The organism is Pseudomonas sp. HB05 (assembly GCF_016756915.1).
In the GTDB taxonomy this organism is placed as follows: Bacteria; Pseudomonadota; Gammaproteobacteria; order Pseudomonadales; family Pseudomonadaceae; genus Aquipseudomonas; species Aquipseudomonas alvandae.
Genome location: NZ_JAESPG010000006.1, coordinates 17080 through 40800 on the forward strand (window position 1 = coordinate 17080; position 23721 = coordinate 40800).

The 23721-nt window shown below is 62.3% G+C and carries 15 protein-coding genes; 4 read left to right on the forward strand and 11 right to left on the reverse strand.

Annotated elements, in window-relative coordinates; genetic code table 11:
• Nucleotides 1-2 precede the first annotated feature (2 nt).
• Nucleotides 3-521: a hypothetical protein gene (locus JMN22_RS08370; RefSeq protein WP_198796819.1), complete on the reverse strand. Its 519-nt coding sequence runs from the start codon at nucleotides 519-521 to the stop codon at nucleotides 3-5.
• Nucleotides 522-532: 11 nt separating this feature from the next.
• The gene (locus JMN22_RS08375) at nucleotides 533-1033 is read right to left on the reverse strand and encodes a CinA family protein (RefSeq protein ID WP_198796818.1); all 501 of its coding nucleotides are present in this window, start codon (nucleotides 1031-1033) and stop codon (nucleotides 533-535) included.
• Between the two features lie 167 nt (nucleotides 1034-1200).
• On the opposite strand from JMN22_RS08375, the gene JMN22_RS08380 reads away from it, so the two are divergent.
• Both JMN22_RS08380 and JMN22_RS08385 read left to right on the forward strand, forming a co-directional pair.
• Nucleotides 1201-1812: a Yip1 family protein gene (locus JMN22_RS08380; RefSeq protein WP_198796817.1), complete on the forward strand. Its 612-nt coding sequence runs from the start codon at nucleotides 1201-1203 to the stop codon at nucleotides 1810-1812.
• 154 nt (nucleotides 1813-1966) lie between these two features.
• Complete coding sequence (locus JMN22_RS08385) at nucleotides 1967-6112, forward strand: CheR family methyltransferase (protein WP_198796816.1); 4146 nt, start codon at nucleotides 1967-1969, stop codon at nucleotides 6110-6112.
• 223 nt (nucleotides 6113-6335) lie between these two features.
• Here JMN22_RS08385 and ligD read toward each other — a convergent pair whose 3' ends face one another.
• The 4 genes from ligD to JMN22_RS08405 are packed head-to-tail and all read right to left on the reverse strand — an operon-like array spanning nucleotide 6336 to nucleotide 12479.
• Nucleotides 6336-8951, reverse strand: coding sequence for a DNA ligase D (ligD, locus tag JMN22_RS08390; protein ID WP_198796815.1), 2616 nt, complete (start codon nucleotides 8949-8951; stop codon nucleotides 6336-6338).
• Entirely contained in the window at nucleotides 8948-10111 is a 1164-nt protein-coding gene (locus JMN22_RS08395; protein ID WP_198796814.1) for a carboxylate-amine ligase, read from the reverse strand. Before JMN22_RS08395 ends, ligD begins: the two co-directional genes overlap by 4 nt.
• Complete coding sequence (locus tag JMN22_RS08400) at nucleotides 10083-11084, reverse strand: methyltransferase (RefSeq protein WP_198796813.1); 1002 nt, start codon at nucleotides 11082-11084, stop codon at nucleotides 10083-10085. Before JMN22_RS08400 ends, JMN22_RS08395 begins: the two co-directional genes overlap by 29 nt.
• A gap of 9 nt (nucleotides 11085-11093) precedes the next feature.
• Complete coding sequence (locus JMN22_RS08405) at nucleotides 11094-12479, reverse strand: iron-containing redox enzyme family protein (RefSeq protein WP_198796812.1); 1386 nt, start codon at nucleotides 12477-12479, stop codon at nucleotides 11094-11096.
• Between the two features lie 204 nt (nucleotides 12480-12683).
• On the opposite strand from JMN22_RS08405, the gene JMN22_RS08410 reads away from it, so the two are divergent.
• On the forward strand, nucleotides 12684-14045 hold the full coding sequence (locus tag JMN22_RS08410) for a cation:proton antiporter (protein WP_198796811.1): 1362 nt from the start codon (nucleotides 12684-12686) through the stop codon (nucleotides 14043-14045).
• On the opposite strand, the gene JMN22_RS08415 is transcribed toward JMN22_RS08410, so the two are convergent.
• From JMN22_RS08415 to JMN22_RS08425, 3 genes are all read right to left on the reverse strand, one after another.
• Nucleotides 14026-14562: a hypothetical protein gene (locus tag JMN22_RS08415; RefSeq protein WP_030140608.1), complete on the reverse strand. Its 537-nt coding sequence runs from the start codon at nucleotides 14560-14562 to the stop codon at nucleotides 14026-14028. The genes JMN22_RS08410 and JMN22_RS08415 overlap by 20 nt on opposite strands.
• Nucleotides 14563-14814: 252 nt before the next feature.
• Nucleotides 14815-16107: a PQQ-dependent sugar dehydrogenase gene (locus tag JMN22_RS08420; protein ID WP_030140607.1), complete on the reverse strand. Its 1293-nt coding sequence runs from the start codon at nucleotides 16105-16107 to the stop codon at nucleotides 14815-14817.
• Nucleotides 16104-16532 carry a DUF2231 domain-containing protein gene (locus JMN22_RS08425; RefSeq protein ID WP_198796810.1) on the reverse strand — a complete coding sequence of 143 codons (429 nt, stop codon included), beginning with the start codon at nucleotides 16530-16532 and terminating at the stop codon, nucleotides 16104-16106. The genes JMN22_RS08420 and JMN22_RS08425 overlap by 4 nt, the downstream gene beginning before the upstream one ends.
• Before the next feature lie 290 nt (nucleotides 16533-16822).
• Here JMN22_RS08425 and JMN22_RS08430 point away from each other — a divergent pair, with 290 nt between their 5' ends.
• On the forward strand, nucleotides 16823-21001 hold the full coding sequence (locus JMN22_RS08430; RefSeq protein WP_198796809.1) for a DUF5801 repeats-in-toxin domain-containing protein: 4179 nt from the start codon (nucleotides 16823-16825) through the stop codon (nucleotides 20999-21001).
• Between the two features lie 84 nt (nucleotides 21002-21085).
• Here JMN22_RS08430 and JMN22_RS08435 read toward each other — a convergent pair whose 3' ends face one another.
• A complete protein-coding gene (locus JMN22_RS08435; RefSeq protein ID WP_198796808.1) occupies nucleotides 21086-21805 on the reverse strand; it encodes a response regulator transcription factor in 720 nt (239 codons plus the stop codon).
• A 542-nt stretch (nucleotides 21806-22347) separates the two neighbouring features.
• Nucleotides 22348-23721: a TolC family outer membrane protein gene (locus JMN22_RS08440; RefSeq protein ID WP_198796807.1), complete on the reverse strand. Its 1374-nt coding sequence runs from the start codon at nucleotides 23719-23721 to the stop codon at nucleotides 22348-22350.

A 23721-nucleotide genomic window follows, 5' to 3' on the forward strand; every position in this document is an offset into this window, starting at 1 on the left:
ACCTAAGGAAAGATGAATTGATTGAACGTCACCACCGCGCCATGGGACGTGGCGATGCGGGTTTGATAGGTGCCAAGGCCTTCGCCGAGCAACGACAGGTGCAGGTTGGCCTGCCCCTCGCCATCCGCCTGCAGCCAGATTTTCATGCCCGGTCCTGCGGCCGCCGAGCGCATGGGCTGCGGCTGTACGCTCTGCACGTCGAACCCTTCCAGCCAGTCACCCCCGAGTTCCACCTCCAGCACGGCGCCAGGCGCGCCCTTCAGGCGAATGATCATCGGGTTGGTCGAGCCGTTGCGGTGGAATTTTTCGTACTCGACACCAATGCTGCCGTCGGCGCTGTGCATTTCGCGGCTACTCAGCGGGCCACGGGAAAACAACCCGAGCAGGGTCAGGATCACCAGCAGCACCAACACGTACCAACCCACCCGTTCGAAACGCCAGACCTTGTGCTGGAACGCCATGTCCTCGCGCACCGGGAACTCGCGGCTACGGTGGTCGTCCTGGTCGTATTCGTCGGTCATGACGGTCCTCCCTATCGACGGTCGCCCGTCAAAGCCCGCTGGTGATAGCCCGGTATCTGTTGCAAGGCGTACTCACTGGAGAGACGTTGTACCTGGGAACGATCGCCGAAGAACCGCTCCCGGCGACTGAACAGCGCGCGTTGCCCGTCCACTTCGAACGCCCAGGCAAAACACACCGTGCCGGCGGGAATGCCGTCCTTGTCGTCCGGCCCGAGCAGGCCGGTGGTGGCGACCGCGACGTTGGCGTTGGCGTCGCGCAGCGCGCCGAGGGCCATTTCCTCGGCGACTTCGCGGCTGGTCAGGTTGAAGGTCTCGATGGTTCGTGGCTTGACCCCGAGCAGGCGCTGCTTGGCTTCGGGGGAATAGACCACATAGCCGCTTTCGATCAGCGAACCGCTGCCCGGCACTTCAGCCAGCAGCGTAACGATCAGCCCCGCGGTGCAGGACTCGGCGGCGGTCAGGCGCAACTCATGTTCGCGCATGTACTCGATCAGGGAATGGGCAACAGTCATGGCATACAGTCCTTCATGGATGCTGATGGGTTGACCCCCGCCGTTTCGAATCATTCCCTTTATCGCGCCGTGGCCCGGACCGGCCAAATAAATGAAACCCCTGGCCAATCCTGTACCTCATAACCGTATGGGCCTCATGCAGAGGCTGTCCTGATCAGGAGGTCGTCATGTCCGTGCTTTTCGTCAAACTGTTCACCCATCCCGAATTCGCCTGGGGGGACATTCGCGAGCAAGAGCAGGCTCATCCCCACCATTACCTGGCGCATTTGCTGTTGCTCGCGTTGATCCCGGCGGTGTGCCTGTTCATCGGCACCACCTGGACCGGTTGGAGCCTGGCCGAAAACGAAACCGTGCGACTCAGTCACGCCAGTGCGCTGCAGCTGTGCGTCTTGCTATACGTGACCATCGTGGTGGGTGTGTCGCTGATGGGATTGTTCATCCGTTGGATGTCGCGCACCTTCGAGGCAAGACCGACGGTCAACCAGTGCATCGGATTCGCCGCCTACACCGCTACCCCGTACTTCCTGGCCGGGATCTTCGGCGTGTATCCGAGCCGCTGGCTGGCGGTTGCGGTCCTGCTGGCCGCTTCGGTCTATTCGACGTTCCTGCTGTTCGTCGGCTTGCCCAGGTTCATGGGCTTGAAGAAGGAACAGGGCCTGCTGTATTCGGCCAGCGTCTGGGGCGTGGGTTTGCTGGTGCTGGTCACGATCCTGGTGGAAATGATCCTGCTGTGGTTCAACTATCTGCAGCCCGAATACCTGCGGGTTCCGGTAGGCTGAATGGCTTTTGAAGGTCCACAATGTGGGTGGCGGCGGCGTAGCGAAGCGTGAGTTTTCGCAATCTTCGCGTAACCCGATTATCCTGCGACTTTTTGCATTCCTGAATCGAGTCGGCAGCGCTGGACCGCCCCGCCGCCCTTAAGGCCAAATTTATATGCCATCTTCAAGCAAACGCTCTCCCAACGTGCCACAGCGACGAGAGCTGAGCCCCAGCAGCCTGGATTTCGCCGTGGTCGGAATCGGTGCTTCCGCGGGCGGGCTACAGGCCATCAAGCAGTTTTTCGAACACATGCCCAAGGACAACGGCATGGCGTTCGTGATCGTTTTGCACCTCTCCCCGGATCATCAGAGCATTGCCGACAAGATCATCCAGGAATCCACCAAGATGCCTGTGTTGCAGGTGACCGAGGCGGTGCCGATCGAGAAGAACCATGTCTACGTAATTTCCCCGGCCCATCAGTTGTCGATGAACGACGGCTACCTGAAGGTTTCCCCGGCCGAGCCGCGCCAGGGCGGGCACGTGGCAATCGACCTGTTCTTTCGGGACCTGGCCGATGTGCACAAGGACCGCGCGTTCTGCCTGGTGCTGTCAGGCACCGGCTCCGACGGCGCGGTGGGCCTGTCGCGCATCAAGGAACAGGGCGGCGTGACCATCGCCCAGTCACCCCAGGACGCCGAGTTCGATGGCATGCCCCAGGCCGCCATCGACACCCAAATGGTCGACCTGGTGCTCCCTGTCGTCGAGATGCCGCAAAAGCTCTTGGAGCTCTGGCGCAACTCCCAGGCCATCCGCCTGCCGACCGCCAACGATCCGGAGATCCATACCCAACCGCCGGCCTCCGAGCGTGAGGCGATCGCCGCCGAGCAATCACTGCATGATGTTCTGGTGCTGCTGCGCGCCGGCACCGGCCATGACTTCAAGCATTACAAGCGCGCCACCGTGCTGCGGCGCATCGAACGGCGCATGCAAGTCACCACCCAACCGGACCTGGGCGCCTACTACAGCTACCTGCAGAATCATCCGGAAGAAACCAAGGCGCTGCTCGGCGACCTGCTGATCGGCGTGACCAACTTCTTCCGTGATCGCGAGGCCTTCGAAGCCCTGGAGCGTGACGTCCTGCCCAACCTGCTCAAGCCGGTGGAACCGGGCAGCGTGCCGCCGGAGGAGATCCGCGTCTGGTCAGCCGGTTGCTCGACCGGCGAAGAGGCCTACACCCTGGCCATGTTGCTCAGCGACCAGCTGCAACACGACGCCAGCAGCGCCAAATTGCAGATATTCGCCACCGATATCGATGAACGGGCGATTACCGTGGGTCGCGGCGGCGCCTATCCGGAAGCGATCATCACCGACGTCCCCCCTACCCGCCTGCGCCAGTACTTCTTGAAGGAAGGCGCCAGTTTCAGGGTTCGCAAGGAAATCCGCGAACGCGTGCTGTTCGCCAAGCACAGCCTGCTGTCGGACCCACCTTTCTCGCAGATTGACCTGATCGTCTGCCGCAACCTGCTGATCTACCTCGACCGCGAGGTGCAGCGGGAAATCCTGCAAATGTTCCACTTTGCCCTGCGTCCTGGCGGTTATTTGTTCCTCGGTTCCTCGGAATCGGCGGATGCGTGCCATGAGCTATTCAGCCCGGTGGACAAGCGCAACCGGATCTTCCGGGCCAAGTACGGCACTGCCAGCAGCCGCCGCACCCCGACCATGCCCCGTGGCGGCTACGTGCGCAGCACCTCGTCCCTGGTCCCCGCCCAGGTCCCGGTGCCGCGCAAGGTGTCGTTTGCCGATATCCACCTGCGCGCCATCGAACAGGCCGCGCCACCCAGCATCATCGTCGACAGCAATGGCGACATCCTGCACATGATCGAAAGTGCCAGGCGTTTCCTGCGCCATGTCGGCGGCGAGATGTCGCGCAACCTGCTCACGCTGATCAATCCGCAACTGCGCCTGGAAATCCGCACCGCGTTGTTCCAGGTCAACCAGAACGGCCAGCCGGTCAAGTCGCGACAGGTCAACATGGAGCGCGATGGGCGACGTTTCCTGGTGGACCTGCTGGTCCAGCCGTATCGCGACGAATTGTCCGATGGCGAGTTCGTGCTCGTGGTGTTCGAAGAGGAAGAAGTCGACCCCAGCCAACAGGTCGGCACCATCACCAGCCAGACCGAAAACCAGGTCCTGGCCAATCTGGAGCGCGAGCTGCAGCGGACCAAGTTGCACCTGCAAGACACCATCGAGCAGGCCGAGGTCTCCAGCGAGGAGCTCAAGGCCTCCAACGAAGAAATGCAGGCCATCAACGAGGAACTGCGCTCCGCCACCGAAGAACTGGAGACCAGCAAGGAAGAGCTACAGTCGATCAACGAAGAACTGCTGACGGTCAATTACGAGCTCAAGACCAAGGTTGAAGAAACCGACAAGATCAACGACTACCTGACCAACCTGATCGCTTCCACCGACATCGCCACGGTGTTCATCGATCGCAGCATGCGCATCAAATGGTTCACGCCTCGGGCCACGGAGATCTTCAGCATGCTTCCGGTGGACACCGGGCGTTCGCTGCTGGACATCACCCATCGCCTGGATTACCCCGACATGGCGGCGGACGCGACCCAGGTGTTCGAATCCCTGAACATGATCGAGCGCGAAGTCAGCAGCAGCGATGCTCGCTGGTACATCGCCCGGCTGCTGCCGTACCGCTCCAGCGAAGACCATATCGACGGCACGGTACTGACGTTCATCGACATCACCAAGCGCCGAGCCGCCGAAGAAGAGCTGCGCCTGGGCGAGGAGCGCATGCGCCTGGTGGCGGAAAGCACCCGCGACTACGCGATCATCCTGCTGGACGAGCACGGCGTGATCACCAGTTGGAACACGGGGGCGGAGCTGATTTTCGGCCACACGAAGGCGGAAGCGGAAGGCAGCTACTACGACTTTGTCTTTACCCCCGAAGACCGCGCCACCGGCGTCCCCGAAACAGAACTGAGCACTGCACGGGCCAAAGGCCGTTGCGAAGACGAGCGCTGGCACCAGCGCAAGGACGGCAGCCGCTTCTTCTGCAGCGGCGAAGTCACGCTGCTCAGCGGCGACTATTTGCAGGGCTACGTGAAGATCGCCCGTGACCTCACCGGCCACAAGCGCTTGCACGAAGAACAGACCCAACGGCTGATGGAAACCCAGAACTCCAGCCATTTGAAGGATGAGTTCTTCGCGGTCATGTCCCACGAGCTCAAGCACCCGTTGAACCTGATCCAGCTCAATGCCGAGCTGCTGCGGCGCCTGCCGGTGACCAAGACCGTCACCGCGGCAGCCCGGGCCGTGAACACCATTTGCGACGCGGTCACCAGCCAGGCGCGCATCATCGACGACCTGCTGGACGTGGCCCGTGTCCGCACCGGCAAGCTCAAGCTCAAGCGCCAGCCGGTCGATCTGGCTCGCGTGCTGCAAGACATCTACACCGTGGTGATCAACGACAATCACCCGAACAAAGTCACCCTTGAGCTGCCTGAGGGCTCCAGCGGCGAGCTGGTCGTCAATGCCGACCCGACCCGGCTGGAGCAGATCATCTGGAACCTGGTGAACAACGCGCTGAAGTTCACTCCGAACGGCGGCCGTGTACAACTGGTCGCCAGTCACGATGACCATATGGCACGCCTGGACGTAAAGGATTCTGGCGTGGGTATCGCGGCGGAGCATTTGAACGAAGTGTTCGACCTGTTCGGCCAGGCCGAGACCCAGCACGCCACCCACCAGCGCGAAGGCCTGGGGATCGGCCTGTCACTGGTCCGGCAATTGACCGAAGCCCACGGCGGCAGTGTCGAGGTCAAGTCCGAAGGGTTGGGCAAAGGCTGCACCTTCACCATTCGCCTGCCCTTGAGCAATGCCGCGATCGAACCTAAACCGCAGTCTTGCGACGAACAGTCCGGGCGCCTGGGCGGTTTAACGATCCTGCTGGTGGATGACTCGCCCGACGTGCTCGACACCCTCAAGCTGCTGCTGGAGATGGAAGACGCCATCGTGGTTGCCTTCGATCAGCCGTTGGAGGCGTTGGAAGCCGCCAAGGATGGCCGTTTCGACGTGGTGATTTCCGACCTCGGGATGCCGGTGATGAACGGCCATGAACTGATGCAGGCCCTGCGCAAGCTGCCCCATATCAAGCACATCCCGGCCATCGCCCTGACCGGCTACGGCGCGTCCACCGACCTGAATAAATCCCAGCAATCGGGCTTCGACCAGCACATCGGCAAGCCGGTGTCCTATGACGAGTTGATTGAAGCGATCGAGCAGTTGCGGCGTTCGCAGGTTTATTAAAACCAGGGCCTGACAGTTAACGGCGATTTATTTGTGGCGAGGGGATTTATCCCCGTTGGGGCGCGAAGCGGCCCTAAAACCTGACACCTCGCTGTGTCTGACAAACAACCAAGGGCTGCTGCGCAGCCCAACGGGGATAAATCCCCTCGCCACAGTGATCCCCTCGCCACAATCGTTCGATCAGCCATGTGGTTCCACCTGTCACAAAAGGCGTCCGCTCAAGCTACTTGACAGTCTTCTTCATCCCAACCCGCCGCCGCATGTCGGCGGTGATGCTCTGGCGGGTCTTGCGCAAGTCCGCCCAAGGCTCATGCCCCACCTCCGCCAGCCGCTCATGGACGTTGTGCACGTTCCACAGGTTGGCGCCCTTGAGCTCGGCCACTTCTTCGCGGTAGATCGGCACCGACACCGGCAACCCCTCGCGGGTACGGGCGGCGTACGCACAAATGGTCGTGGCGCCCAGGCCATTGCGCAGGTAATCGATGAAGATCCGCCCTACCCGGTTCTTCGGCCCCGACACCGCTGAGAAACGATCAGGCAACAGCTTGGCGATGTGGCTGACGATGGCGTGGCTGAAGCCTTTCACCTCGTCCCAGCCCAACTTGCGGGTAATCGGCACGACAATGTGAATGCCCTTGCCGCCGCTGGTCTTCAGGAAGGCCTTCAGGCCCAGTTCATCCAGCACCGACAGGGTCAACTGCGTGGCTTCCACCATGCTTTTCCACGGCAACGCCGGGTCCGGATCAAGGTCCAGGACGAAGCGGTCAGGCTTGTCCAGGTCGGCAGAAGTGCCGTTCCAGGTGTGCAGCTCCACGGTGCTCATCTGCACCGCGCCAATCAGCGCCTCGGCGTTGTTGATGATCATGATGGGTTGCCCGGTCAGGTCCTTGTCCAGGCTGGTGATGCCGGGAATCGCCAGGCGTTCGGGGTTCTTCTGGAAGAACAACTCGCCGGCGATGCCATCCGGCGCCCTGACCAGCGCCACCGGACGGTCGGCCAGCTCCGGCAGGATGAAGTCGGCAACGCTGGCGTAATACTCGGCCAGTTGCATTTTTGTCGTGCCGCTGCTGGCGTCGATCACTCGCTCGGGATGGGTAATGCGGACCTTGCCGTCCAACGTTGGCGACTGCGCAGCCTTGGGCTTGGCTTTGGCTTTCGCCTTGGCCGGCGCCGGTTCTGTATCGTCCTTGGCCGCGGTCTTCTTCACGGTTTTCGGCAATTCCTGAGTGATCGCCTTGGCCGGCTTGTCGTTGCGCAAGCCATGGAACACGGCATGGCGTACCGAGCCTTCCTTGGTCATTTCGGCAAACGCCACTTCCGCCAACAACTCAGGCTTGAGCCAATGCACGCCCTTGGCGTCATAGCCGGTGGGCGGATTGACCACGGCGGCTTTTTTCGTTTCCAGGGGCAACAGCTGCTGATAGATGCTCTTGAGCGTGGTTTCGTTGAAACCGGTGCCGACCTTGCCGGCATAGCGCAACTCGCCGCTGTCGACGTCATGCAGGCCCAGCAACAACGCACCGAACGCGCTGCGGGCGCCCTTCGGGTCACTGAAGCCAACCACGACGAATTCCTGGCGATTCTTGCACTTGAGCTTGATCCAGTCGCTGCTGCGCCGGGACACATAGGCGCTGCCCTGGCGCTTGCCTATCAACCCTTCCATGCGCATCTGGCAGGCGCTGTTGAGCAGCGCTTCGGGGGTCTCCTCGAAAGAGTCCGAGAAGCGCAGCAACGGGTCTTCGTTGGGTTCGAGTACGGCGGCCAATGCGGCACGGCGTTCCTCCACCGGCACTTTGCGCAGGTCCATGCCGTTGAGGTACGGCAGGTCGAACAGGTAATAGGCGATCTTGCCGCTGCTGCCGGCATCGAAAGCGTTTTGCAGGGCCTGAAAATCCGGCACGCCTTGCTCGTTGGCGACGACCATTTCACCGTCGAGCCAGGCCGATTCCAAGCCCAGCGCCGCCAGGGCCTCGGCCTGTTTCGGCAGCTTATGCGTCCAGTCATGGCCGTTGCGGGTGATCAAGCGCACGTCGCCATTGTCGATGCGCGCCATGACCCGGTAACCGTCGAACTTGATCTCGTAGAGCCAGTCGCCGTCCGGGGCGCTTTCCACCAGGGTCGCCAGTTCCGGCTTGAGGGTTTCAGGCATCGGGCCGGCAACGGCGCCGCTGAGGGTGGTCTTTCCAGTTTTTTTCGTCGACTTCGGCTTGGCAGGCTCTTCCGGCTGCTTCACGGCTTTGGCAGCAGCAGCAGCCTTGCCCCGGCGCTTGGGCACGATGGTGCGATCGCTGAGCACGCTGTCAGGCTCGGCCTCCACCACGTCGTACTCGCTTTCCGGCCGGGCCGCGTCGTCCTGATGCTTGATCAGGAACCATTGCTCCTGCTTGCCCGGCATATGGGTGCGCACCAGATTCCACAGGCCCGCGAGCTTTTCCCCGCGCAACTCGAACTTGAGCCGGCCCTTTTCGTAGGCGTCGTGCACATCCCCCTGGGGAATCCACACGCCCCGGTCCCAGACGATGACGTCACCGGCGCCATAATGCCCCTCGGGAATGCTGCCCTCGAAGGACGCATAGTCCAGCGGGTGGTCTTCAACGTGCACCGCCAGGCGCTTGACCTTCGGGTCCAGGGACGGACCCTTGGGCACCGCCCAGCTCTTCAGCGCACCGTCCAGCTCCAAGCGAAAATCGTAATGCAACCGCGTGGCGTCGTGCTTCTGGATGCAGTATTGCAAGGCGTGGGCGGTTTTCGCCGATTTGCGCGAGCGCTTCGCCGCCGGCTCCGGGGTGGCAGCGAAATCGCGCATGCGGTTGTAATCGTCGAGGGTCTTGCTGGTCATGGGCCACCTGCTACTTGCGCAAGGGTCGGATCGGCGACGGGCATTCCGGCGGTTTCCGACAGCAGTTGATCGACCACCCGGCCCAGCGCCTCTTCAGTCGTATCACCCAGCAACAAACCCTGTTCGTAGAGCACCACCTGCCGATCAGCACTGGTGCCCTGTTGAATGATTCGGCGGGCTTGCTTGAACACGTCCTGCACACCCAGCGCCGTCGCGGTTTCGCCGAAGGTCTGCTCGGCGAGGTTCAGCCATTCGCCAATGAGCATGGGTTGTTCCTGGTCCTCGACGATAAACTCCGCGAGGATGCCGTGACGCTTGGCCCGGTAGCGGTTTTCCTTGAGGATCCAGTGGGACATCAAGCTGTAGTGGGCGCCGGGCGCAGGCTGGGCGATGGCGTGGGCAATCATCAGCCGAAACAGCGAAACGAGGCACAACACGTCTTCGATCCGAGGGCAGGCATCACAGATGCGCAGCTCCAGGGTCGGATAACGCGACGACGGCCGGAGCACCCACCAGCAATCGCTCGGCTGGCGGATGGAACCGGTGCGCGTGAGCATGTTGACGTAGCCCTCGAACGCCGGCTCATCCTCGAAGAATTCCGGCACGCCCATGCGCGGCCACTCATCGCAGGCCACCTGGCGATAACTGCTGAAGCCGCTGTAGGCGCCGTTCCAGAAAGGCGACGATGCGCTCAGCGCCAACAGCATCGGCAGCCAGGGCAACACTTCATTCATCACCTTGACCCGATCATGATCGCCCGGCACCTCTACATGCACGTGCAGGCCCGACAGTACGCTGCGCCGCGCCACGCGCTGGTAATCGTCAAACAGTTGCTGGAAGTGCAGTTCGTCGGTGGGCTGCAAGCCGACGGTCGCCATGGGATGGGACCCTGCGCTCAACAGGCCCAGGCCATGGGGCGCCAGCCGCTGGGTCAGGCCACCGCGCACCTGGGCCAGGTAATCGGCGGCCTCGGCCAGGCTGCGGAAGATGGGCGAAGCCATTTCCACCTGGCTCTGGAACATTTCATGGGCGAAATGCTTGCCCAGCTCCTCCCGACAGGCCGCAACCGCTGCCGCGGGCGGCTGCTCGGGCATGCGGCGGGTTTGCAGGTCGGTGATGAAATATTCCTCTTCAATGCCGAACTTCAGACGCCTGTTCATCGATGTTCCCTCCGATACCCGCACCCGTGCGGGTGACAACCAACGCCACCACGGCGATCCTTTCAACGTCCTGATAACCCGGCGTCAGCAGCTCCTCGCCGAATACGTCCGGGTCCAATTCCCTGTAGGTCCAGGCAAACTCCGCCGAATCGCGCCACGCACCCAAGGCTTCGAGGAACGGGTCGCGACCATCGACCATCGCCACGCCGGTGTAGAGCACCAGCGAGCCGCCAGGCGTCAGCCGGGGCAACGCCTGCTCGACGATCCGCAGCGACAACCCGGCGCCCAGCGTTCCGCCGCCATGGCGATACGCGCGCTCGGCGGGGTCGGCCATGTACGGCGGGTTGGCGACGATCAGGTCGAAATCGCCCTCGACGTCCCGGAGCACATCGCTGCGGGCGATCTCGACGTTGGCAACCTCGGCCAGCGCGGCGTTGACGGCACACAGGCGCAACGCCAAGGGGTTGATGTCGACCGCCAGGACCTGGGCCTCGCGGCGGGCACGAGCGATGATCATCGCCCCGACGCCGGCACCGCAGCCGATGTCCACGGCGCGATGCACGGCGGTGAAGTTCTGTTGCAAATGGGTATGGATCAGATGGGCGAAACGGTAGCTGTCGGGGCCGAAGAACACCGCGTCATTGGCCTGGGTCGGGAACTGCGAATGGGCGAACAGCATGCCGTCCAGGCTCGACCAGCGTACGCGGCTGCGCAGCAGGCCATCGCGTTCTTCCAACACTTCGGCTTCCTGCAATTGGCGCTGCTCGTCGGCGGAAATCAGCCCCGGTGCGAAGGGCCGGGACCAGCCGAAGACATCCCGCAGGGTCTTCGAGCGTTCGTTGCCGGGCCGTTGGTTGACCCGTTCATGGGTCAACGGCGTCGGCGTGATAAAACGGTAGCCGTCGGCGTGCAGGCGGCGACCCAGTTGCAGCAGCGCCAGGTCGGGTTCGGACAGGCGATCTTCCTGATTCATGCAGGGCTCCTAACGAAGGGCGGACTTGAGTTCGATGAACCGACGGGTCGCGAACAACCCGGCCGGATGGCTGTGGCAACGGGCCGAAAGCCAGGGCATCAGCATCTGCATTTGCTCACGGGGGGCCTTGCCCCGCAGCGTCTGCTGCAGGTTCAACACATCCGGGTCTTGGGCCGGTGCCGGCGACTCATGCACCCCGCCGTGGGGACGGCGGGCGCCGGGGCGACCGCGTTGATCCAGCCAGTCACCCGCAATCCAATCGTGCAGCAACTGCTTTTCATACGGGCTGAAGACGCCGAACATGGCCGCGCCCGCACCTTCGATCAGGGTCCAGAAGCGGCTGTTCTGCGGGTCTTCGTGGCGCTTGATCCATCCCTTGTTCTGCATGGCGTTCAAAAAACCCTCCAGTTGCCCCGGCTCCGCCAGCCATTGGTTGACGGTCTTGCCTTCGAACTTGCAGTAGTCGGAATGCATGTGCTGGCCGAACGGGCGCTTGCGTTCCAGCATGTCGAGCACTTCACGCTCCAGGTCAAACGATTCGATGATCGCCCGGCTGCCCTGCCCCAAGTCGTTGAGGCGATAGCCCAAGGTGACGCGCTGCCAGAACGATTCACGCCCCGCCTCCATCGGCATCAATTGCAGCAGCGATTGCACGGCCTTGTGAGCGTGACCGGTGCTGGCGTTGTCGATGGTCACGTGGAGGGTGAAGTAATAGGGATCGATGTCGAGTTCGCTCAGCTCATAGGCGCTGATCAGCAGATGCAGCGGCAGTTGCTCGTAACCGAGGTTGTAGCCGATGACTTCGGGCAGGTACTCGTCGCCGGCATAGCCGAGGGCCAATTGAACCGCGCCTTGCAGATAGCGCTCGTCCTCGATGTCGGGCATATCCTGCAAGCCGTGTTCGGCCAGCAGCTTGCGGTAGAGCACGACATGGTTCTGCGCGGGAACGCCATCCCCAAGCTCTTCCAGATAGGTGCACAGCAACCCTTCGAAGCGATGGTCATGCCAGTGTTGGAGTACGCCATACAGCCAGGCGCCGTCCACCAGTTTGGTTGGCGCCACGGCCTGGAGAAAATACAAGGCATGGGCCTTGCTACTGAAGAACTCCCGGGGGCCACCGCTCTTGCGCCGTTCCAGGTAGTCGGCGTATTGCCGGGCCACTCCGGCGCTGTGCTGCTCGACCCAGGCCAGCAATGCCGCGGGGTCGTCGGGGATTTCCTGGGGCAATGCGCTCGCCTCTTCAAGGCAAGGTTGCAGGAAGGCTTGGGCGACAGCTTGCTTGTCAGCATCGTCAGGCCCTTGCAGCAGTCGTTCGTAGCATTGGCGCACATTGCCGGCAGCGGTCATCGGTTGCGCAATGGCAGGCCGGGATTGAAGGGGTGTCAGCGCAGTCATAAGGGCCTCTCGGGTTCTCGGCAGGACGCTGAATCAGCACGTCTCTTCCATTGCAGAGCCTTGCGAACGGCAAAAAATTCCCCTGGACCGAAAAGCGGTCGGATAAACGGGACGCAGGCGATTTGCGGCGGAACCCTCGCTTCGCCGTGGCCCTCGAATGAAGCAAGCCCGTCCAGGTGAAGCACCGTTATCCAAGGAGCAACCATGATCTTCACAGTGTGGGTAGCCGTGCTCGGTGCGGTCTTGCTGACCTTGGCCCTGACCTCCTCCTACCTGCGCTGGATGCCCGTGACCACTTCCGCGGTTTGCCTGGCGCTGGGGGTTGCCATCGGCCCGGCGGGGCTTGGACTGCTGAGGCTGGGAGTCGATGACTCTTCGGTGTGGATGGAGCACCTGACGGAAGTCGCCGTGGTGTTTTCGCTATTCGTCAGCGGGCTCAAGCTGCGTTTGCCGTTGAAGAACCGCAGTTGGCGAGTGGCGTATGGGCTCGCAGGTCCGGTGATGATCCTGACGATTGCCGGGCTCTGCCTGGCGTTGCATTACCTGTTTGGGCTCGGTTGGGCGCTGTCGTTGCTGATCGGCGCGATGCTGGCGCCCACCGATCCAGTGCTGGCGGCGTTGGTGCAGGTCAACGATGCCCGGGATGATGACCGGGTGCGCTTCGGCCTGTCCGGGGAAGCCGGGTTGAACGATGGCACGGCGTTTCCCTTCGTCATCCTGGGTCTGCTGATGTTGCGCGAGGACGACAGCGGGTTTCTCGGCGAATGGGCGTTGCGCAACGTGCTTTGGGCGGTGCCGGTGGGCTTGCTGATCGGCTATTGGCTGGGCCGTGGCATCGGCAAGCTGACCTTGTCGATGCGCATCAAGAACGCCGACAGCACGCTGTCCCCCAACGACTACCTGGCCCTGGCCTTGATCGCCCTGGCCTATGTCGCGGCGGAATCGGTCCAGGGCTACGGTTTTCTCTCGGTTTTCGCCGCGGGCCTGGGGCTACGACAGGCAGAGGTCCAGTCCACCGATGAAAACGCGCCGCCCGCCGAGCACCTGGTGCAGCCGGTGGTCGGCCACGAAGCCGTCGATCCCGAGCAGGCAGTGCACGGCGACACCCAGGCCTTGGATGAAGGCCAACTGGCGGCCGGCGTGATGATGGGCGACATGCTGGCGTTCGGCAGTCTGGTGGAGCGTTCGATGGAAGTGTTCCTGGTGACGCTTCTGGGGGTGGTCCTGGCGAATCATTGGGACTGGCGGGCCCTGGCGATTGGCGCCTTGCTTTTCGCGGTGATTCGCCCGCTGAGTGTGTTGGCGATGCCATGGGGAAGACTGCTGGACCACCCGCAACGGCTGTTGATCGGCTGGTTTGGCATACGCGGCATCGGCAGCCTGTTTTACCTGTTCTATGCCCTGAACCATGACCTGCAGCCCGGCGTGGCACAACTGTGTATCGACCTGACCCTGTCAGTGGTGGCCCTGAGTATCCTGGTCCACGGGGTGAGCACCCAACCTGCGCTGGCCTGGTATGAGCGCCAGCAAAAGCGAGGCTCAGCGATCAACCACCGGGATCGCTGACCTGGATAAACACCGAGTAGACCCCGAGCAACACCCAGAACGCCGCAAAAATCCACGGTGTGCGCACCGAAAACAACAGCGACTTGCGATACCCCTTGTGAGTGGACTCCCGCTCGCTGAACAGCGGCGATTCATCGTACGCCAGGCCCATCAGCGGTTCACTGCGCAGCAATTCGCTTTGCTTGAAATGCCAGTGGTCGATGATTTCGTAGGCCGCGCGAATGCCCGGCCAGGCATTGAGCGAGCTCAGGAACCCGAGCAGCGCCAGGAACGGCGGCACGATCAGCGTAAAGAGCTTGCCCCATTCGGGGTTCAGGTTGGCCATGCACGAAGCGAACGCGATCACCAGGAAGGATTGGGCAGCCAGGTAGGCGTCGGTCCGATTGGCGAGGATGCTGGTTTCGTACTGGATTTCCCGGCGATAGAAATCCAGCCGTTCCTTGGGGGATCCGAAGAGCTTGGCCTTGTGTTCGGTCAGTTCTTCTTCCGGGGTTTGCTGGGTAAGGATTCTGGGCATTGCGCAGCGGGGGCCTTGGGTTTGAATGGATGAATTTGGAACGGCCTATGGGGGGTGAGTTCAAACCGATGGACCGGAGGTGGTCGCCACAGAAGTTCGTTTCCAATGTGTGCTCACCGGCCCCTGTGGGAGCGGGCTTGCCCGCGAAGAGGCCGGTACATCCAGCATTTTCATCGACGGGAACACCGCCTTCGCGAGCAAGCCCGCTCCCACAGGCGAAATGCGGTGCCCTCACCAGAACCAGGTTCAAGCTCACGGCTTGCGGGTAACCCGCCACACGGTATTCGCCAAGTCATCGGCAATGATCAGCGCACCACGCGGATCCACCGTCACCCCCACCGGCCGGCCACGGGTCTTGCCATCGGAGCCGCGGAAGCCCGTCGCGAAATCGACCGGCTCACCCGAAGGCCGACCGTTGCTGAACGGCACGAAGATCACCTTGTAGCCCACCGGCTGGTCACGGTTCCAACTGCCGTGCTCGCCAACGAATGCGCCTTCGGCGAATTTCTCGCCCATGGCCGCAATGGAAAAATCGACACCCAGGGCGGCGACATGGGAGCCCAGGCTGTAATCGGGCTTGACCGCAGCGGCGACTTTTTGCGGATCCTGCGGCTGCGCCCGTGGATCGACGTTCTGCCCCCAATAGCTGTACGGCCAGCCGTAGAACGCGCCTTCGCGCACCGAAGTCAGGTAGTCCGGCACCAGGTCCGGCCCCAGTTCGTCCCGTTCGTTGACCACCGCCCACAACTGCCCGGACCCAGGCTCGATTTTCAACGCCGTCGGGTTGCGCAGGCCAGTCGCATAAGGCCGATGGGCGCCGGTTTCGGCGTCGATCTGCCAGACCATCGCCCGGTCGATCTCGACTTCCATGCCGCGCTCGGTGATGTTGCTGTTCGAGCCGATACCGACATACAGCGAGCGTCCGTCAGGGCTGACGGCCAGCGATTTGGTCCAGTGATGGTTGATCGCCGATGGCAAGTCGGTGACTTTGACGGGCGCCCCGCTCGCCTTGGTCTGGCCGTCCTGGTAGTCGAAGCGAACCAGGGCGTCCTGGTTCGCCACGTACAGCTTGCCGTTCGCGAATGCCAGGCCATAGGGCGCGTTGAGGTTTTCGGCGAAGACCGTCTTCAGTTCGTAAGTGCCGTCGCCATCGGCGTCACGCAACAGTGTCAGGCGGTTGCCGCCCTTGACCTGGGTGTTGCCCTTGGCCTTGATGACGCTGGCGATCACGTCCTTGGGCTTGAGCTTCGCCGCGTTACCACCACGGCCCTCGGCCACCAGGATATCGCCATTGGGCAAGACAAGTGTCTGGCGCGGGATCTTCAGGTCGGTGGCGATGGCGGTAATTTCGTAGCCCTGGGGCACGGTTGGCTTCTGGTCCCCCCAAGCCACCGGCTCGGCAATTTTCATGCTGGGCAAGAGGCTACGCTGAGGCTCCGGCAACTTCGGGTCCGGGCCGCGTGCTTGGGTGGCGTCCCCTTCACCTCCGCAGGCGCTCAGCAAGAGTGCCATGCTCACGGCCGTCAATGCGATGCGAGGCTTCATTGTTCACCTCCCGAACGCAGGCTGGTCAGTCCGACCCAGGCCGCCACGCAGGCCAGCAGGGTCACCACGACGGACAGCGCCAGACCCTGGGGCATCACGGCCCAGGCATCCTTGGCGTGCTCGAAGGCGTTGATCAGCCCCAGCACCCACGTGGCGAGCAATAGCAGGAAATACCCTACCGGACGCCCGGCCTTGCGCTCCGCGCGGATCAGGTTGACCAGCGCGAACAACAACGCCAGCCCACAGAACAGCAGCCCGCCGGCGATCAGCCAGGAAGCGAAGTTGCTCCATTGGATCTGGTAGGTCTTGTAGTAGGCGATATCGCTGAGCAGGCCGCCGAGAAACAGCGGAACCGTGCCGGCAAGCAGGACCGCATGCAGCGGCCCTGGCGTGCTTCGGTAGTAAGGATGGGCGGTAACGGTCATGACAGCTCCTTATCGTTCAGCGTCCCTGGTGGGTATTGCCATAGGAAAATGGCCGGCCTGGGCGCGTTGATTGATACCTAGGAAACTGATCGTGCCGCCAAAGCGATAGTTCCGACATTTTCACGACCGCGAGCCTCCTGGCCCGGCTTGCAACGCCTATCACCGTCCTAGTCCGAAACTCCTGCACCGCTTGGGAGTATCGGCCGATGCGCAATCACCCCGCGCTTATCCATAGTTGCGATCAATGGTCAACGGTCAGGCCTTGATGACCGCATGCTCTGGAGAAAGTCATGACTATTCGCGAGCAAGACTCATCACTGCTGAGTGATCCGACCTCGCTAGACGCGGCAAGCGCCACCGACGATTTGGGCGTCGTGGCAACCGGCGTGAACGTAACACTGGACGAAACCGCCAACTTGCAGAACGCCACCGCCACGCCCGCCCCGTTGGGAGATGCCGACGACAACGACATCCTGGTGGCTTCCCTGCCTTCGACCTTCGCCAGTCGCCTGACCGCACTGGGCGCTGGCACGGCGACCGGCGCGGCCCTGAGTGGCTATACCGGCGCGGTAGGCAACACCGGCAGCGATGCCTTCACCCTTAACGCCGCCCCCGGAGCCGTTGTCACCGGCATCAGTTTCGTCGGCAGCGATGGTGCGCCGCTCAATGGCGTCGACAGTGGGCTGGATACGCTCAGCGGTGCCGATATCCTTCTGTACACCGATACCAACGACAACATCGTCCTCGGTCGGGCCGGCGGACCCAGCGGTGCGATTGTCTTCGCCGCGTACATCGACGAAACCGCCACCGGCGGCAAGATCTGGACCGTGCTCTACCAACCGCTGGCGCAACCGGACACCACCAACCCTGACGACGCGGTCAATCTGCTCGACAAAGTCTTCGTCGGTGCCAGCCAGGACCTGGAATTCAGTCTCGCCAACGCCCCCTCCGGCCAGAATCTGTTCCTGATGTTCACCACCGCGAATCCGACGACCGAGCTGGTCGACGGCGTGCTGCGGATCACCGAGCCCACCATCATCGCCACCGGCAAGAACCCGGCCGACCAGTCCACCGGCGTTAATATCAATACCGGCGACACCATCAATACCAGCCAGGCTGGTGGGCCGACCACGTTCGGCACCAACAATCAGATGATCGTCGAGCAGGAAGGGATTCGTTACTCCTTCGTCACCGGTGCCCGGCAGGACATGACCATCCCCAACCTTGACCAGAACGAAGCGGACGTGGAGTCCAACATCGATTTCACCGATGTCTTCGATACGAAGATGGCCAACTTCGACGTGGTGCAGTTGCAAAGCGGCAAGACGGCGGTGGTGAAGATCAGCGCCTTCAGCACCGCGGCGGAATCCGGAACGAATTTCGTCAACGGTTATGTCGGTGATGCCTCCGTGGCGATTACCAACGTGCGCGTCATCAACATCGCCACGGGTGTGGTCGTCGAGAACTCGGACGGTACGGCCAACGACGCGGGCATCGTCATCAGCTTCGCCTCTGGGGTAGCAACCATCACCGGGGTCCAGGCCGGCTACCAGATCGAATACACCACGACGGCGGACCACAATCGGGTATTGATCGAAAACGGCGCAGCGCTCGATGCCAAGGGCAATAACCACGCTGACTTCGATATCGGTGGCTTCACGTTGGTCCAGGCGTCGGTGGCTAAAACCGAAATCGGCTCGAAGATCATCTTCGAAGACGATGGACCCAGCATCAGCACCACCGGCACCGAGCCCACGCTGACGGTGGACGAGACCGTCCTGGCCACCAATGCTACGCAAAACTTCGCCGCTAACTTCGTCTCCGCGTACGGGGCCGACGGGGCCGGTACGCTGGCCTACGCCCTGAGCGTGGTAGCCGGCGCTTCCGGGTTGACGGACACCGCCACCGGCGAGGCGGTCAACCTGTCCCTCAACGGCACGGTGGTGGAAGGCCGAACGGCGACGACCCATGAGCTGGTGTTCACGGTCAGCGTCGCCAGCAATGGCGATGTCACGCTGGACCAGCTCCGGGCCGTGGTGCATCCCGATACCACTAATCCCGATGACGCCACGACGCTGACCTCCGACGATCTGGTCAAACTCACGGCGACCAAGACCGACGGTGATGGCGACAGCGTCCAGGCGACGCTCAACATCGGCCAGAACCTTTCGTTCAAAGACGACGGTCCAAGCGTCAATACGACGGGCTCGGAGCCAACGCTGACGGTGGACGAGACGGCCCTGGCGACTGACGCCACCCAGAACTACGCCGCCAATTTCAATCCATCCTACGGCGCCGACGGTGCCGGCACGCTGACCTATGCCTTGGGCGTGGTGGCGGGCGCTTCCGGACTGACCGACACGGCGACGGGCGAAGCGGTCAACCTGTCCCTCAACGGCACAGTGGTGGAAGGTCGCACGGCCACCACCAATGCGCTGGTGTTCACTGTCAGCGTCGCCGCCAATGGCGACGTCACGCTGGATCAGATCCGGGCGGTCGTGCACCCCGACACCAACAATCCCGACGATGCCAAGACCTTGACCTCGGATAACCTGGTCACGCTGACCGCAACCATCACCGACAAGGACGGCGACAGCGCCCAGACGACGCTCAACATCGGCCAGAACCTCTCGTTCAAGGATGACGGCCCCAGCGTCAGCACCACGGGTACGGAACCAACGCTGACAGTAGACGAGACCGTATTGGCGACCAATGCCACGCAGAACTTCGCCGCCAACTTTCTCTCAGCGTATGGCGCCGACGGCGCCGGCACGCTGACCTACGCCTTGGGCGTGGTGGCGGGGCCTTCCGGCATGACCGACACGGCCACGGGCGAAGCGATCAACCTGTCGCTCAATGGCAATGTGGTGGAAGGCCGAACGGCCACTACCAACCTGTTGGCGTTTACCGTCAGCGTCGCCGCTAATGGCGACGTGACGCTGGACCAGATCCGGGCGATGGTGCATCCCGACCCGACCAACCCCGATGACGCTAAAAGCCTGTCCTCGGACAACCTGGTCACGCTCACGGCGATCAAGTCCGACAAGGACGGCGACAGCGCCCAGGCGACACTGAACATCGGCCAGAACCTGGTATTCGAGGACGACGGCCCATCCGTCGCGTTCGGCAACCTGATCGGTACCGGAAGCGTCCTGCCGCAGTACGGCTTCTGGAACCAGTCCGCCGGTGCCGATGGACTCGGTGCGGCCGGTCTGGACATTTCCTTGGTGAACGGCCAGTTCACCCTGGTCAGGCCCGACGACACGACCACCACCGGAACCGGTACGCTCACCGAACAGGCGCCCTCCCCGGACGGCAACGGCGCCTACCACTTCGCGGGCACGCTGACCGGTGACTTCGACAACAATGCCGCCACCGCGGACACCTCGGTCGACTACACACTCACCGCCTACGCCAATGGCAGCTACGCGCTGGACCTGGTGCAGGGTTTCAGTTCGACCATCGTGCGCAGCAGCGCGGACGGCTCCCTCGGTGCAGGCGGCCCGGATCCGGTGCGCACCTTGCTGATCCCGGAAACCAATAACCCGGCCATTCCTTCTGCCTCCGAGGAAATCGTATTCTTCTCGGCAAAAGCCCTCGCCTCGCCGACGGACATCCTCGCCGGCATCGGCGTCGGACTCGCCGATCCCACCGAAGCCGCCCTGCAAACCACGCCATTGCCGTCATACATCGACCCGGCGGCGATGAACGTCAGCACCTCCGGCATCGGGGTTTCCAACAACCTGCTCCAGGGCGACAACCTGGTGGCGATCGGCGCGGCGGATGAGAGCTTCGTGATCAACCCGGAAAGCCTGGTCTCGGGCATGAAGATCTTCATCGACAACTCCGTGGCCGGCTATAACACCGCGACCGAAGACCTGTATTTCCGGATCTACTACGAGGACGGCACCTTCTCCAATCTCATCGAGGTGAACACCCTGACGCCGGAGGCCGGCGGACAGGTGTCCTTCGACATCGAGCGCGAGGGCACGGCGATGATCGACGCCGTCCAGCTCACGATGGGCCGTGGCGCGATCAAGATCCCGGTGATCCAGTTCATCCAGGAAACCGAGAACCTGGCCAGCGATGTCCAGTTGAGCTTCAACGCGACATTGACGGACAAGGACGGTGACACGGCAACGAGCGCCTTCGATGCCAACCTCTTCGCCGATAATCCCGACGACGCGCTGTTCAGCTACACGCTGGCAGGCACGGGCGGCGAGCACGATGCCTTCAACGTCGACCTGTCATTCACCGAGAATACGTACCAGGTCACCGGCTTCGATGTCAGCCAAAACCTGCGCGATACCTTGGTGCTCGACGGCGATCAGGGCGCGGTGGTGCAGTCAATCGACAACGCCGGAGCCGACAGCATCGTGACGGTCGCCGAGACGGGAGGACAGATCACCACCATCACGCTGGTCGGCGTGGACCTGCTCAGCAGTGATGTGGTGCTGGGCGCCGCTTGACTGTAACGCACGCATGAAAAATGCGGGGGGCCTGGTAAGCCTCCCCGCATTGTTTTGGTAATCAACTCATCTGTCCGACCCGGCTCAGTCCAACTCGACCCAAGTAGACTCGGGCGGCTCCTCGTTATGGGTCAGCCCATGCTTGAGGGCGTACATCAGCAAGTCGATCCGATTGATGAGATCGAGCTTCTGGTAGATGTTGCTGAGGTGGTTGTGCACCGTGTGCTCGCTGATGCCCAGGCGTCCCGCGATGCTGATGTACTTGGCGGACGGATCGCCGACGATGGCTCGGATCAGCTCTTTCTCCCGCAGTGTCAGTCGCGCCTGTTTCGCCTGCTCCAGGTTGCACTGGGTGGGTACGTGGCCGATCGAGGCATAACCTGAGAGGCCTCCAGCCCAGGCCCTGTCCGACCCGCTGTCACGGTGATGAACCTTGATGATCGCGCGGATGATCGATTCGGTCGGGTCCTCGGCCAGCACCACGCCACGGGCACCGGCCTCGATCGCCTGGGCAACCGGGACGGCTTCGTAGAGTCCCTTGAGTACCAGCACTTTCATCTCGGCACTGCGGGTAAGCCCGGCAACAACTTCTAGCGGATTGAGCGCGTCCGGAAAGAAACTGAAGAAAATTACGTTGGGCCGCAACTGGTCGGCCAGATCCAGGGCGTTGGTGTAGGTAGACGCCTGGCCGCTCACTTCCATCTGTGGCTTTCTGGCATTGATCAGGTCGTGAAGGCCTCGGAGCACGAGGGGGCGACAGTCGATCAATAACACACGTATGGGGTCCCTGTGGTCCGGTCTCATATTGATACCCCCCTGAACAACAAACGGTGGGGTTCGTCCTGTGAACCAGCGGCGGATGTGCCTGTGTGAGGAAGCCGAACAAGACCATTGAAACCATCTAAACAGGAATAGTTATCAACGACTTACACATGATCATGCGTTGCTCTCGAGTCCGTAGGCTGAGTCTAGGCCAGCGTAACGCAACGCCGGTTCCGCACGCGGGCGTTAGGTGACGCGGCTTGGCACTCGCAGGAAGAAGGCTTTAAGGAGAACTTGAGAATCGGCTAGAAAATCAATGAGATAACGTTGGTAATGGGAAATGGGTAGCGGGATTACATCGTTCCTGACTCGTCAATTAATCGACGAGCGGTGTATCAGCATTGGTAACTACGATGATGACGTCAATTAATCGGCATTATTGGCAGCGTTGTCCCGTTTCCCTGTGGGAGCGAGCCTGCTCGCGAAGGCGGCTTCACGGCAGAAATGCCGTCCGCTTGAAGCCGCCGACAGCTCCCTCGCCACGGACATCAGCCAAACGAGAGAAACGCGCGGGGGGATTTCGATCAACGAAAATCCTGTCCAGCGCTGCCGGGGCTCAACCACCCATTCACATTTTCGATGCTGTCGGCCGGCGGTCTGCCTGCCCAGCGGTTGAGCGTCAGGACATTGCTGAGAAAATCATACTGGGTCTTGAGCAGATCCCGCCGGGCACGGAACTCGTTGCGTACGCTAGCCAGCACATCGACTGAATTGACCATCCCGTAGCTCAGCGCTTTTTCCGCGGCCACCCTGGACAGCTGCGCCGACTCCAGCGCCAACCGGTTCGCACCGATTTTTTCACCATTGGAATTGGCAGTCAGGTAGGCACTGGTGATTTCCTTGACCACCCGCCGCCGCACGGCTTCCATCTGCTGCTCGGCGACCACCTGATCCTCATACAGCCCACGGACCCGCGCCGAGGTCGATCCGCCGCTGTACAGCGGCACTTGCAGGCCGATTCCCGCGACGTAGCTGTCGGTGCGGGGGGCCAGCGAATTGTTGTAGCCCTCGTTGGTTTGTTGCGCGCTCAGGTTCAGGCTCAGGGTCGGATAATGCCCGCCTTTGCCGCTGCGCAACGCCGCACCCGCCGCTTCGACGCCGCTTTCGTTGGCCTTCAGCGCCGGATTCAAGGCGATGCCATCGCGAACCCAGCTCTCCAGGCTCTGCGCCGACACCTGCAATTGCCGATCACCGCGGACCCGGTTGAGCCGTTCCTTGACCGGTCGACCGACAATCTCCGCCAGCGCCTCGCGGCTGAGGCTGGCCTGGTTGCGGGCGTCCAGTTCCTGCGCTGAAAGCAGATCCACCCGGGCCTTCAAGTCCAGCTGATCGGTGATCAAGGCCAGTTGTTTCTCGTACAACGCATTGACCCGGTCCAGGCTCTTTTGCGTGGTGCGACGCTCCGCCCTCACCAGTTCCAATTCGTCCTCGGCGGCCAACGCGGTGAAATAGCGCTGCGCCAGTTCGACGGAGGCTTCGGCCTGGGTGTCCTGCGCTTGCGATTCGGACTGCCGGGCCAGGCTCTTGAATTTTTGATAGTTCTCCCAAGCGGCCTTGTTGTAGAGGTATTGGCGCAACACCAGGCCGTAGCTCTCGCTGTCGAAACTGCGTTGCACCAGGTCGCTTTCCTGATGGATCCGATTCGAACCGGCATTGAACGACAGTTGCGGCAGCAGTGCGCCCATCGCCTCGCGCTGGTGCTCGGTTCCCGCCTTTGCCTGCGCATAGGAGGCGATCACGTGCGGGTCCTCCAGCCGCGCTTCGCGATACAACTGCATGAGGTCGGTGGAATACGTCGAGGCGTTTACCTCGGTGGGCACCGCGACCTCGGTTTGCGCCACGGCGACGCCTACCGCCAACGCCCAGACACTGCCCAGCAAAGCGGCCGACGCAACCAT

Bases quoted from the DNA above. Each gene is read 5' to 3' on its own strand.
- JMN22_RS08405 (WP_198796812.1), bottom strand. From the start codon at position 12,479: ATGACTGCGCTGACACCCCTTCAATCCCGGCCTGCCATTGCGCAACCG.
- JMN22_RS08395 (WP_198796814.1), bottom strand. From the start codon at position 10,111: ATGAACAGGCGTCTGAAGTTCGGCATTGAAGAGGAATATTTCATCACC.
- JMN22_RS08370 (WP_198796819.1), bottom strand. From the start codon at position 521: ATGACCGACGAATACGACCAGGACGACCACCGTAGCCGCGAGTTCCCG.
- JMN22_RS08375 (WP_198796818.1), bottom strand. From the start codon at position 1,033: ATGACTGTTGCCCATTCCCTGATCGAGTACATGCGCGAACATGAGTTG.
- JMN22_RS08415 (WP_030140608.1), bottom strand. From the start codon at position 14,562: ATGCCCAGAATCCTTACCCAGCAAACCCCGGAAGAAGAACTGACCGAA.
- JMN22_RS08380 (WP_198796817.1), top strand. From the start codon at position 1,201: ATGTCCGTGCTTTTCGTCAAACTGTTCACCCATCCCGAATTCGCCTGG.
- JMN22_RS08400 (WP_198796813.1), bottom strand. From the start codon at position 11,084: ATGAATCAGGAAGATCGCCTGTCCGAACCCGACCTGGCGCTGCTGCAA.
- JMN22_RS08385 (WP_198796816.1), top strand. From the start codon at position 1,967: ATGCCATCTTCAAGCAAACGCTCTCCCAACGTGCCACAGCGACGAGAG.
- ligD (WP_198796815.1), bottom strand. From the start codon at position 8,951: ATGACCAGCAAGACCCTCGACGATTACAACCGCATGCGCGATTTCGCT.
- JMN22_RS08430 (WP_198796809.1), top strand. From the start codon at position 16,823: ATGACTATTCGCGAGCAAGACTCATCACTGCTGAGTGATCCGACCTCG.
- JMN22_RS08420 (WP_030140607.1), bottom strand. From the start codon at position 16,107: ATGAAGCCTCGCATCGCATTGACGGCCGTGAGCATGGCACTCTTGCTG.
- JMN22_RS08425 (WP_198796810.1), bottom strand. From the start codon at position 16,532: ATGACCGTTACCGCCCATCCTTACTACCGAAGCACGCCAGGGCCGCTG.
- JMN22_RS08435 (WP_198796808.1), bottom strand. From the start codon at position 21,805: ATGAGACCGGACCACAGGGACCCCATACGTGTGTTATTGATCGACTGT.
- JMN22_RS08410 (WP_198796811.1), top strand. From the start codon at position 12,684: ATGATCTTCACAGTGTGGGTAGCCGTGCTCGGTGCGGTCTTGCTGACC.
- JMN22_RS08440 (WP_198796807.1), bottom strand. From the start codon at position 23,721: ATGGTTGCGTCGGCCGCTTTGCTGGGCAGTGTCTGGGCGTTGGCGGTA.